This is a genomic window from Sphingomonas sp. BK345, from assembly GCF_014193845.1.
In the GTDB taxonomy this organism is placed as follows: Bacteria; Pseudomonadota; Alphaproteobacteria; order Sphingomonadales; family Sphingomonadaceae; genus Sphingomonas.
Window position 1 is genome coordinate 50,034 of the sequence record NZ_JACHZX010000004.1, and the last position, 11,453, is coordinate 61,486.

The following is an 11,453-nucleotide window of genomic DNA, read 5'->3' on the forward strand; positions in this document are numbered from 1 at the left end:
CGCGTCACGGCCCCTCGACCGGCACCGGGCCGACGTGGCGCGCCGGGCGCATGACCAGCAGCGCGACCAGGCTCAGCAGCGACATGGCGGCGAGATAGACTCCGACCGGGGCGAGCCCGCCGCGCTGCGCCAGCGTCTGCGCCGCGATCGGGGTGAGCCCGCCGCCGATGATGCCCGCCATGTTGAAGGCGAGGCTCACCCCGGTGTAGCGCACCCGCGCGGGGAACAGGCCGGGCAGCCAGGCGCCCAGCGGGCCGTAGACGAAGCCCATGACGAAAAGCGCGAAGGCGAGCGTCGCGAAGACCGCGAGCGGCGCGCCCGAGCCGAGTCCCGGCACCAGCGCGAAGCCGGCGATCACCGCGCCGACGCAGCCCCAGCGCAGCACGTGCGCCGGCGAGCGCCGATCGCTCCACTCGCCCGACAGCGCGATACCGAGCGCCATGAAAAGGATCGCGCCGAGCTGGAGTGCGAGGAACAGCTGCCGGTCGAACCCGCGCGTCACCGCATAGCCGAGCGCGAAGGCGGTCGCGACGTAATAGACCGCGAAACACGCCACCGCCCCCAGCGTCCCCCCCAACGCGGCGCGCCAATGGTGGCGCAGCAGCTCGCCGATCGGCACCGCGGGCGGCGGACCTTCCTCGATCATCGCAGAAAAAGCAGGTGTCTCCGCTATCGTCAGCCGCACCCAGAGGCCCAGCGCGATCAGCACCGAGGAGAGCAGGAATGGCAGCCGCCAGCCCCAGGCCATGAAGGCGTCGCGGTCCATGGTCGCGCCGAGCAGCAGGAACAGCCCGTTGGCCGCGATGAAGCCCACCGGTGCGCCGAGCTGCGGGACCATGCCGTAGCGGCCGCGACGGTGCGGCGGCGCATTCTCCACCGCGAGCAGCGCCGCCCCGCCCCACTCGCCGCCCAGCCCAAAACCCTGGCCGAAGCGCAGCAGGCATAGCAGCAGCGGCGCGACATAGCCCGCCTGGGCGAAGGTCGGCAGGAAGGCGATCGCCATGGTCGAGCCTCCCATCAGCAGCAGGCTGGCGATCAGCGTCGACTTGCGCCCGACGCGGTCGCCGAAATGACCGAACGCCCAGGCGCCGATCGGCCGCGCGAAGAAGGCCACGGCCAGGCTGCCATAAGCGGCGAGCAGCTCGACCGCGGGATCGCCGGTCGGAAAGAACAGGGGGCCGAACACGAGCGAGGCCGCGGTGGCGTAGATGTAGAAGTCGTAGAATTCGACCGATGTCCCGACCAGGCTGGCGAGCAGGATCCGGCGATGCGAGGCGCTGGCGCGCGGGGCGGTCGGGAGCGGGGACGCTGACATGGCGGCGGTCATCGAGCGGCGGTCGGGCCCGGGTCAACGGGAAAAGTTTGCCGCACGGTCACGAAAGGCTCTGCGACCGACACACAGCAGCAACGTTACGCGGCTATGAAGAGGGTGACGGCGTCCCTCCCCCTGTGTGGCGCCGTGATGGTCGGACACTCCCCCTCGTCCGATCCTTCCCTGAACTACGGGGCGGCTCGCGAGGGCCGCCCCGGCTTTTCCGACAGCGACGTAGCCGCGCGTGCAGGGCGGCTAAACGTCGCTCGCCGCGGCATCACGACAAGCCGGCGGTCCGCACCAGCGCGCGCAGCAGCCAGAACAGCGCGCCCGACAGCGCCATCGCGACCGGCAGCGTGAGCAGCCAGGCCGCGGCCAGCTGCAGCAAGGTGCGGCGTTGCAGCCCCTGCCCGCTCGCCACCGAGGCGCCCGCCACGCCCGAGGAGAGGATATGCGTCGTCGACACCGGCAAACCGAAACGGTCGGCCGCCAGGATCGTGGCCGCGGCGACCAGCTCGGCCGATGCGCCCATGCCATAGGTCATGTGCTGCTTGCCGATCTTCTCGCCGACGGTCACGACGATCCGCTTCCAGCCGATCATCGTGCCGAGCCCGAGTGCCAGCGCCACCGCCACCTTGACCCATAGGGGGATGAACCGCGTGCCGCGCTCGAGCCGCTTCTGATAATCGGCGAGCGCGTCCTTCTCCGGCCCGCTCAACCGCGACTGTTTGTCGGCGACGATCATCCGCGTCGCGTCGAGCACCAAGTACATGTCGTTGCGCACGTTGGGAGCGGCCTGCGCCGGCACGTTGCTGAGCGCGCCGTAACCGGCGACGCGCTGCGACAGATCGCGCGACACCGCCACCACCGCGCCATAGGCCTGCGGCGACACCGCGCGGCGCTGCTCCAACGCATCCTTCAGCAGCGGCCGTGCTCGCTCGAGCGGCACCGCGGCGGCGCCGTGCCGGGTCAGCGTCGCGGCCGCGCCGGTGGCGCTGGCGAGGAAAGCGGGCGTCTCGCTCGCGGGCAAGGTGCGGTTGAGCGCGTAGGCGGTCGGGGCACAGCCGATCAGGATCAGCATGATCAGCCCCATGCCCTTCTGCCCGTCGTTCGATCCGTGGCTGAACGACACCGCGGTGCAGGTGAAAACGAGCAGCGCGCGGATGCCGAGCGGCGGCGGGGAGTCGCCCTCGGGCGCCCGCATCAGCTCGGGTGAGCGCGCGACGCGGCGCAGCACCAGCAGCAGCAGCGCCGCCGCGGTGAAGCCGATCAGCGGCGCCATCCACAGGCCGGTCAGCACCTTGGTCGCCTGGCTCCAGTCGACCCCGGCGGTGCCGCCCGCCCCCGAGGTCAGCAATTGGTTGGCGAGTCCGACGCCCAACACCGAGCCGATCAGCGTGTGACTCGAGCTGTTGGGCAGGCCGACGTACCAGGTCGCGAGATTCCAGATCACCGCGGCGAGCAGCAGCGCGAAGATCATCGCGAACCCCGCGCCCGAGCCGACGTTGAGGATCAGGTCGACCGGCAGCAGCGTGACGATCGAATAGGCCACCGCGCCAGAGGACAACAGCACACCGAGGAAGTTGAAGAAGCCCGACCACATCACCGCCAGATTCGCAGGCAGCGAGTTGGTGTAGATCACCGTCGCGACGGCGTTGGCGGTGTCGTGGAAGCCGTTGACGAACTCGAACCCCAGCGCGATCAACAGGGCGAGGCCGAGGAACAGGAACACGCCGACGGCGAGCTGCTCGCCGACCTGCTGCGTGTCGATGACGATGCTGATCCCGGCATAGAGGAGGCCCGCCGCGGCAAGCAGCAGGAACAGGAGGCGCGCGCCGGGGTGAACCGGCGCGTCAAATCGTCGCGCAGCAGCAAGCGACGGCGGCGACTCGCTGGCCGCGAGGACGGTGGTTGCCATGGTGGCTCCGCCATCCTCCCCGAAGGTGACACTTTAATGACGATTAATGTCTAAGGATGAGCCAGGTAGAGGACGCCTCCGCCTAGATTGCCAGGGCACGCCCGGCACACCATCCGCCCTTGGACCCGCTATCGGCGCGGCTCAGTCCATGCCCGGATAGGTCGCGAACGCGGGCAGGTCCGCCATCCCGCTGGTCCACGGCAGCCGCTCCTTGACCATGATCTGCGCACCGGGCGGACACGTCGCCGGATCATCCAGCGTCCCCGACTGAACGTCGACCAGTCCCGGCAGCGCGCTGGCGTTGCGATAGAACAGGCCGGTACCGCAGTGCCCGCAGAACTGGCGCTCGCCGTGCTCCGACGAGTGATAGGTCACCGGCTCGCCCGTCACGCTGAGGTGATCCTCGCGAAAGGCGATCCAGCCGATCACCGGCGCGCCCGACCAGCCGCGGCAGTCGGTGCAATGGCACAGAGCGTGATGCTCGGGCGCGCCCTCCGCCTCGTAGCGGATCGCGCCGCAGTGGCAGCCTCCCGCGATCACTGCCTGTTCCGCCATCTCGCTCTCCCTCGACTCGGCCGATGTTCCCATGATGTTCTCACGAGATCATGAACCTGGCAAGCCACGCGCTTGCTCCGCGGCGCGACGTTCCCTACCTGTTCGGGGGTGACCGAGCCAGCCAACGCCCTCCAGGACCCGCCCTATCTCGCGGGGCTCAACCCGCCGCAGCGCGACGCGGTGCTCACCACCGACGGCCCGGTACTCGTCCTCGCCGGTGCGGGCACGGGCAAGACCGCGGCGCTCACCGCCCGGCTGGCGCACCTGCTATGGACGCGCAAGGCGTACCCGTCCGAGATCCTGAGCGTCACCTTCACCAACAAGGCCGCGCGCGAGATGCGCGAGCGCGTCGGCCGCCTCGTCGGCGATGCGGTGGAGGGCATGCCGTGGCTCGGCACCTTCCACGCGATCGGCGCGAAGATGCTGCGCCGCCACGCCGAGCTGGTCGGGCTGCAGAGCAACTTCACGATCCTCGACACCGACGACCAGCTTCGCCTGCTCAAGCAGCTGATCCTCGCGGCCGACCTCGACGAGAAGCGGTTCCCGGCGCGCAGCCTCGCCGGGCTGATCGACGAGTGGAAGAACAAGGGCCTCACCCCGTCCGAGATCGACGCCGGCGAGAGCGAGCGCTACGGCAACGGTCGCGGCGGCGAGCTGTACCAGCAGTACCAGGACCGGCTGCGCGCGGTGAACGCCTGCGACTTCGGCGACCTGCTGCTCCACGTGCTGACGATCCTGAAGCGCGAGCGCACCGTGCTGGAGCAGTATCAGCAGCGCTTCCGCTACATCATGGTGGACGAATATCAGGATACCAACTCGGTCCAGTATCTGTGGCTGCGGCTGCTCGCGCAGGAGCGCCGTAACATCTGCTGCGTCGGCGACGACGATCAGTCGATCTATTCCTGGCGCGGCGCGCAGGTGGAGAACATCCTCAAATTCGAGAAGGACTTTCCCGGCGCCAAGGTGATCCGGCTGGAGCAGAACTATCGCTCCACCCCGCATATCCTCGCCGCCGCCTCGGGAGTGATCGCGAACAACGGCGGGCGGCTCGGCAAGGAGCTGTGGACCGAGCTTGACGCGGGCGAGAAGGTCCGCGTGCTCGGCGTGTGGGACGGCCCCGAGGAGGCGCGTCGCGTCGGCGAGGAGATCGAGGCGGCGCAGCGCGACGGCACCAGCCTCGACCATGTCGCCATCCTCGTGCGCGCGCAGCACCAGACGCGCGAATTCGAGGACCGCTTCATCGCGATCGGCCTGCCCTATCGCATCGTCGGCGGCTTCCGCTTCTACGAGCGCGCCGAGATCCGCGACGCGCTCGCCTATCTGCGCGTCGTCCACCAGCCCGCCGACGACCTCGCCCTCGAGCGGATCGTCAACACGCCCAAGCGCGGCCTCGGCGACAAGGCGATCGCCAAGCTCCACCAGCTCGCCCGCGCCGAGCGGCTGCCGCTGTCGATCGCGGCGGCGCGCATCCTCGACAGCGACGAACTCACCCCACAGGCGCGCAAGGCGCTCGGCCGCTTCGTCGGCGACGTCGCGCGCTGGCGCGACATGGCCAACGATCTGCCCCACGCCGAGCTGGCGCGTCAGATCCTCGACGAGAGCGGCTATACCGCGATGTGGCAGGCGGAGAAGTCGGCCGAGGCGGCAGGGCGGCTCGAGAACCTCACCGAGCTGGTGCGCGCGATGGAGGAATATGAGAGCCTGACCGCCTTCCTCGAGCATGTCAGCCTCGTCATGGACAATGAGGCAACGCGCGAGGACCCCAAGGTGACGATCATGACGATCCACGCCGCCAAGGGGCTGGAGTTCGACACCGTCTTCCTCGCCGGCTGGGAAGAAGGGCTGTTCCCGTCGCAGCGCGCGCTTGACGAGGGCGGCACGCGCAGCCTCGAGGAGGAGCGCCGCCTCGCTTATGTCGCGATCACGCGCGCGCGCCGCCGCGCCACCATCCTCCACGCCGCCAACCGGCGCATCTACGGGCAATGGACCAGCTCGCTGCCGTCGCGCTTCGTCGGCGAGCTGCCCGACGCGCATGTCGAGAGCGAGACGAGCATGTCGGGCGGCGAGAGCCTGTGGCGCGCCAATTGGAGCGAGCGCGCCGATCCCTTCGCCGACGTAGCGCGCGGCACCGGCCGCGGCCCGGGCTGGCAGCGCGCGGCAGGGACGCTCGGCACGCAGGGCGGGAGCAAGCCCGGCGGCGAGTGGACCAGCCGCACCTTCTCGCGCGAGCCCGTCCGCGTGGTGGAGAGCCGCGCCTCGGCGGTGAGCATCGGCAACAAGGGCCGTGGCGACCTCGCCGTGGGGCAGCGCGTGTTCCACCAGAAGTTCGGCTATGGCGCGATCGCCGAGATCGAGGGCAACAAGCTCGAGATCGACTTCGAGCAAGCGGGGCGCAAGCGCGTGATGGACAGTTTCGTCAGCGCCAGCTGAGACTTTCCCGATGTCTCCGGGTTGTCCGCGTCGGAGGTGTGCCATGTCCGAGACCGCCGAGAAGACCGATCCCGACTTGTGGGAAAAGGTGAAGGACGAGATCACCGCCGGGGCGAAGGGCGGCAAGAAGGGCCAATGGTCCGCTCGCAAGGCGCAGATGGCGGTCGCCGAGTATAAGAAGCGCGGCGGCGGCTTTGAGGGCGGCAAGGACGAGGACAATTCGCTGCACCAGTGGAGCGAGGAGGATTGGGGCACCAAGTCGGGCGCGAAGAGCGAGGAGAGCGGCGAGCGCTATCTGCCGAAGAAGGCGCGCGAGGCACTGTCCGACAAGGAATATGCGCGCACCAGCGCGAAAAAGCGGGCGGACACGAAGAAGGGGAAGCAATTCTCCGCCCAGCCCGACGATGTAGCGGCGAAGACGCGGCCGTACCGCGACCATCGCTCCAAGGCCGACCTCTATGCCGAGGCGAAGAAGCGCGACATTCCGGGTCGCTCGACGATGAGGAAGGACGAGCTGGCGAAGGCGCTCGCGCGGTAGCTGGCGATTCCCGATGGCCATTGCCGACCAATGTGCCCAAGCGAAGGCCTCGGCCAAGTTGGGCAGCGCTCGTGCCCCTTACCACGCCCTCCCCACCTAGATCGCAGCCTCCGCCACGGCACAAGGGGGCGCGCCTTCCTACTCGCGCAGCTCGACCGCGCCGCTTCCCCACAACGCCCACCAGATGATCGCGGGCTGAAGTAGCAGCCGCGGCGCATGGTACCAGATCGGCAGGCCCGTATCGCTGCCGAGGTCGAGCATCGCGTGGTAGATGTTGGCCGGCCACACGCACAGCGCATAGGCCGCAAGCCCCCATCCCGCGAAGCGCCGCGTCGCGCGCGGCAGCAGCATGGCCGCGCCGGCCAGCTCGATCACGCCGGTCACCACCACCACCGCGATCGGCAGCGGGATCACGGGCGGAACGATCCCCGCCATCGCGTCGGTGAAGACGAAATGCGCGATGCCGCCCAGCGCGTAGAACAGCGCGAGCGCCCATCGGCCCCAGCGCCGCGCGTCACTCTCGCGCTGGCGCTTGAAGCCGTAGGAAGCGTAGCGATCAACCGGCAAGCCGGTCAGACCTCCACAGCCAGGAGCGTCACGCCCTCGTACTTGTCGTCCCCCGGGACGAACAACTCGCTCGGCTTGAAGCGTCGGGGCGTGATCCGCAGACCCGTCAGCCCGGCGAGCTTGAACGCGCCGATCTTGGGTTCCTTGGGCGGCTGACCGTCGCGCTCCAGCGTGAGCGCGTCGAGATAGATCTCGCCGTGCTTGGTATACAGGATGTGCGGCGCCAGTGTCACCTCGCCGCGATTATAGGTCGCGGCGATCGCCTGCTGCTTGACGATCGCCTCGAAGACGATCGGGACGGTGTCGGGGACGGCGCTTGGCTTGTTCATCGTCTGAGCATTCATCACGCTGCCCCTAGCCGATCACGCTGCATCGCAGCAAGAACCTCGCGAGATCGGCTACGTTCCCATCATAGCACGAGAAACCCTTCAACGCGGCATCAACTTCTGCGCGAAATAGGTCATCTGCAGCGCCTGCAGCCGCGCCCCCTGCTCGATATCCGCATCGCCCGAATGGCCCCCCGCCGTGTCCTCGTAGAAGAGGTAGGGCAGCCCATATTCCTTGAGCCGCGCGGCGAACTTGCGCGCGTGCTGCGGGCCGACCCGGTCGTCCTTGGTGGTCGTCCAGATGTACGGCTCGGGGTAGCGCACACCCTTGCGGATGTTCTGATACGGCGAGATCGTGCTGAGAAAGGCGCGCTCCTCGGGCACGCTGACCGAGCCATATTCGTCGACCCAGGAGGCGCCCGCCGCGATCTGTTCATAGCGCAGCATGTCGAGCAGCGGCACCTGGATCGTCACCGCCTGCCACAATTCGGGGTGCTGGTTGAACTCGACGCCCATCAGCAGCCCGCCGTTCGAGCCGCCGTAGATGCCCAGCTTCCGCGGGCTGGTCATCCGACGCGCGATAAGGTCCTTCGCCACCGCGGCGAAATCGTCGTAGATCACCTGTCGCTTGGTCTTGCGCCCGGCGTCGTGCCACGCCGGACCGAACTCGCCCCCGCCGCGGATGTTGGCGAGCACATAAGCGCCGCCGCGCTCGAGCCATAATTTGCCGGTGATGGCCGAGTAGCCCGGCAGCATCGGCAGCTCGAACCCACCATAAGCGGTCATGATCGTCGGCGTGCTGCCGTCGTGGCGGATGCCGTCTCGGTGGACGATGAAATAGGGGACCTTTGTACCGTCGGTGGAGGTCGCCTCATGCTGTTCGACCACCAGCCCGGCGGCGTCGAACTTCGCCGGCAGCGTCTTCACCGCCGCTCCCGCCGTCGCGGTCGCGGCGTCGAGCGGCAGCAGCGTCGTCGGCGTCAGGAAGCCGGTCACCGTCACATAGGCATGGTCGCTCTTGTCGTCGGCGCTCGCCACGCTCAGCGACGCATTGTCGGGGAGCGCGACGGGTCGTGCCGTCCAGCCCTCCTCCCCCGGCGTGTAGACTGTCGCCCGCCCGCGGACATTGTCGTTGTAGATCAGCACCAGCCGATCCTTCGTCGTCACCAACTCGTCGACCGACTGGCGCGGGTTGGGCGCGAACACCACCGTCGGGTTCAGCGTCCCCCCCTCGACGTCGGCGAGCGGCACGGAAGCGATCGCGCCCGCCGGCACCTTGCCCCACGGGTCGCTGGTGCGGAACAGCACCTGGCCGTGGACCATGGCCTCGGGGAAGGTGCGCGCCGGCACGTCGAGTTTGCGCGTCCCCGCCGGAGTCCAGACATAGGTCTCGCCGCCGAAGAAGGTCGTCTGCCGCGTGATCGTGACCAGCCGGTGGCCCTGGCCATCGGTGATCACCCCGGCATAGGTGCCGAGCTGGTCGCCCGGCTGGCCGCGGTAGGCCTCGGTCGCCGCGTCCAGCGGCTGGCCGCGCTTCACCATCTTGACCACGAAAGGATAGCTCGAGGCGGTCATGGTCCCCGCGCCCCAGTCGCGGCTGACCAGCAGCGTATCCTTGTCGAGCCAGCTCGCGCCCTGTTTCGACTTGGGCAAAGCGAAGCCGCCGGCGACGATTGTGCCGGCAGCAAGGTCGAACTCGCGATAGCTGATCGCGTCCTCGCCACCCTCGGACAGCGCGACCAGGCACAGCCGCTCCTCGGGCTGGAGGCAGGTCGCGCCCTTCCACACCCATTTCTTGCCCTCTGCCTTCGACAGCGCGTCGAGGTCGAGGACGGTCGTCCATCTCGGCTGCGGTCGGGCATAATCGGCCTCGCTGGTCCAGCGCCAGATGCCCTGCGGATGATCGGCATCGCGCCAGAAATTGTAGATGCGGCCATACAATTGGCTCGGCATCGGGATGCGATCCTTCGCCGCGGCGATCGCCAGCGCCTGCTGGTAGAAGGTTTGGTAGCGCGGATCGGCCTGCAGCCGCGGCAGCGTGCGCTTGTTCTCTGCCTCGACCCAGGCGAGCGCCCTGGCGCCGTCCTTGTCCTCGAGCCAGACATGGGGATCGTCGGTCATCGCCTTGCTCTGGGCGAGCGCCGCCGATGCCGCAAGCGCCGCGGCGAGCGCCACCCCGATGGCGAGCCTTCCCCGTTCCGAAACTCTCATCGCAGCGACCCTTCCCTTCGTTGCCGCTATCCTTGCGGCGGGCGGCGGCGCGGAACAAGCCGCAACGTGGCGAGTCGGGCAGGCAAGGATGCCGCCCGCTGACCCGATCCGACGCGCCGCCGCGGGCGCCCCCGCCGCCGATGGCCTGCCCGCACCGCGCCGCTACGCCGCGGTCGCGGCGCTCTGCTTCGGCACCGCCCTGGTGATCATTGACGGCGGCGTCGCCAATGTGGCGCTGCCGACGATCGCGCGCGACCTCGGCGTGGCGTCGTCGGCGGTAGTGGCGATCGTGACCGTCTATCAGCTGATGCTGGTGATGATGCTGCTGCCCTTCGCCGGACTAGGCGAGCGGATCGGGCTGAAGCGGATGTACCAGCTCGGCCAGATGATCTTCACCGTCGCGACCTTGCTCTGCTTCTTCGCCAAGAGCCTGCCCTTCCTGCTGGTGGTGCGCGCGGCGCAGGCGATCGGCGCGGCGGGTGCCTTGGCGGTCGCCTCGGCGCTGATCCGCCAGACCTATCCGAGCGCCCAGCTCGGGCGCGGCCTCGGCATCAACTCGGTGGTGGTGTCGAGCTCGGCCGCGGCGGCGCCGACCATCGGCGGACTGGTGCTCGCGGTGGCGCCCTGGCCCTGGGTGTTCGCCAGCGCGATCCCCTTCGCGCTCGCCTCGCTGCTGTTCGGCCGCGCCCTGCCCGACCCCGTACCGCGCGACCAGCGCTTCGACGTGCTTGGCGCGGTGATGTGCGCGGCAATGTTCGGGCTGGTGATCGGGGGCGCCGAGAGCGCGGTCCATGGCGACAGCCCGGTGGTGTCCGCCGCGATCGTGCTGCTTGGCGTCGCGATCGGCGTGATCTATGTCCGGCGCGAGCGAGGGACCGCCGACCCGATCCTGCCGGTCGACCTGCTCGCGCGGCCGGTGATCGCGCTGTCGACGATCGGTGGCTTCACCGCCTTCGTCGCCTCAATGACGCTGCTGTTGTCGGCGCCGTTCCGGCTCACGCACGAATATGGCTTCACCGCGGCCGAGGTCGGCGCGGCGATCGCGCCCTGGCCGCTGACCAACATGATCGTCGCGCCGCTCACCGGCTGGCTATCCGACCGCGTGCCGGCGGGGCTGCTCGGCGGGATCGGCATGGCGATCTCAATCGTCGCGCTGGTGCTGATCGCGCTGATGCCGGCTGATCCGAGCTATTTCGACGTGGCGTGGCGGATGGCGCTGTGCGGCTCCGGCTTCGGCACCTTCCTGCCACCGAACGCGCGGCTGATCATCGGATCGGCACCGCGCGCGCGCGTCGCCGCGGCGGGCGGGCTGGTGAGCACGGTGCGGCTGGTCGGCCAGACCACCGGGGCGACCCTGGTGGCGGCGCTGCTGGCGGTCGGCGTCGGCGCCGGGGCGGTGCCGCCGCTGGTGTCGGCCGGCTTGGCGCTGGTGGCGGGCGCGTGCAGCCTCGCGCGACTGCGTCCCTCGGTGCGCGAGGCGGGTAGCGGTGAGGCGGAGGCGGTGCCGGCGGCGACCGTGCGGTAAGCGCGGAGATGTGTTCGCGCACGCGGGAACTGAGTGGCGGCAAACGACGGTGACATGGGTCTCTGAGCTCC

9 protein-coding genes are annotated in these 11,453 nt (G+C 69.4%); 3 read left to right on the forward strand and 6 right to left on the reverse strand.

Translation table 11 applies throughout. The annotated features are described in order from the left end of the window. Window positions 1-4: 4 nt before the first annotated feature. The 3 genes from FHY03_RS13620 to FHY03_RS13630 form a co-directional block, all read right to left on the reverse strand. Window positions 5-1,315, reverse strand: coding sequence for an MFS transporter (locus FHY03_RS13620; protein WP_183931406.1), 1,311 nt, complete (start codon window positions 1,313-1,315; stop codon window positions 5-7). Window positions 1,316-1,589: 274 nt separating this feature from the next. Further along, window positions 1,590-3,230: an inorganic phosphate transporter gene (locus tag FHY03_RS13625; protein ID WP_183931407.1), complete on the reverse strand. Its 1,641-nt coding sequence runs from the start codon at window positions 3,228-3,230 to the stop codon at window positions 1,590-1,592. A 141-nt stretch (window positions 3,231-3,371) separates the two neighbouring features. Then, the gene (locus tag FHY03_RS13630; RefSeq protein WP_183931408.1) at window positions 3,372-3,785 is read right to left on the reverse strand and encodes a GFA family protein; all 414 of its coding nucleotides are present in this window, start codon (window positions 3,783-3,785) and stop codon (window positions 3,372-3,374) included. Between the two features lie 108 nt (window positions 3,786-3,893). Between FHY03_RS13630 and FHY03_RS13635 the strand changes: the two genes are divergently transcribed. After that, window positions 3,894-6,215, forward strand: a complete 2,322-nt coding sequence (locus tag FHY03_RS13635) for a UvrD-helicase domain-containing protein (protein WP_183931409.1) — start codon at window positions 3,894-3,896, stop codon at window positions 6,213-6,215. A gap of 43 nt (window positions 6,216-6,258) precedes the next feature. Further along, window positions 6,259-6,753: a hypothetical protein gene (locus FHY03_RS13640; protein ID WP_183931410.1), complete on the forward strand. Its 495-nt coding sequence runs from the start codon at window positions 6,259-6,261 to the stop codon at window positions 6,751-6,753. Between the two features lie 138 nt (window positions 6,754-6,891). Here the strand turns inward: FHY03_RS13640 and FHY03_RS13645 are convergent, their stop codons facing one another. The 3 genes from FHY03_RS13645 to FHY03_RS13655 form a co-directional block, all read right to left on the reverse strand. Continuing rightward, window positions 6,892-7,320, reverse strand: a complete 429-nt coding sequence (locus FHY03_RS13645) for a hypothetical protein (RefSeq protein ID WP_260158995.1) — start codon at window positions 7,318-7,320, stop codon at window positions 6,892-6,894. A 5-nt stretch (window positions 7,321-7,325) separates the two neighbouring features. After that, a complete protein-coding gene (locus FHY03_RS13650) occupies window positions 7,326-7,649 on the reverse strand; it encodes a hypothetical protein (RefSeq protein WP_183919925.1) in 324 nt (107 codons plus the stop codon). A 99-nt stretch (window positions 7,650-7,748) separates the two neighbouring features. Then, entirely contained in the window at window positions 7,749-9,857 is a 2,109-nt protein-coding gene (locus FHY03_RS13655) for a prolyl oligopeptidase family protein (RefSeq protein ID WP_183931411.1), read from the reverse strand. 88 nt (window positions 9,858-9,945) lie between these two features. Between FHY03_RS13655 and FHY03_RS13660 the strand changes: the two genes are divergently transcribed. Next, a complete protein-coding gene (locus FHY03_RS13660; protein WP_183931412.1) occupies window positions 9,946-11,382 on the forward strand; it encodes an MFS transporter in 1,437 nt (478 codons plus the stop codon). The last annotated feature ends 71 nt before the right edge of the window (window positions 11,383-11,453 follow it).

Excerpts from the sequence above, each read along its gene's own strand:
- FHY03_RS13620 (WP_183931406.1), bottom strand. The coding sequence starts at position 1,315 with ATGTCAGCGTCCCCGCTCCCGACCGCCCCGCGCGCCAGCGCCTCGCAT.
- FHY03_RS13625 (WP_183931407.1), bottom strand. The coding sequence starts at position 3,230 with ATGGCAACCACCGTCCTCGCGGCCAGCGAGTCGCCGCCGTCGCTTGCT.
- FHY03_RS13630 (WP_183931408.1), bottom strand. The coding sequence starts at position 3,785 with ATGGCGGAACAGGCAGTGATCGCGGGAGGCTGCCACTGCGGCGCGATC.
- FHY03_RS13640 (WP_183931410.1), top strand. The coding sequence starts at position 6,259 with ATGTCCGAGACCGCCGAGAAGACCGATCCCGACTTGTGGGAAAAGGTG.
- FHY03_RS13650 (WP_183919925.1), bottom strand. The coding sequence starts at position 7,649 with ATGAACAAGCCAAGCGCCGTCCCCGACACCGTCCCGATCGTCTTCGAG.
- FHY03_RS13655 (WP_183931411.1), bottom strand. The coding sequence starts at position 9,857 with ATGAGAGTTTCGGAACGGGGAAGGCTCGCCATCGGGGTGGCGCTCGCC.
- FHY03_RS13660 (WP_183931412.1), top strand. The coding sequence starts at position 9,946 with ATGCCGCCCGCTGACCCGATCCGACGCGCCGCCGCGGGCGCCCCCGCC.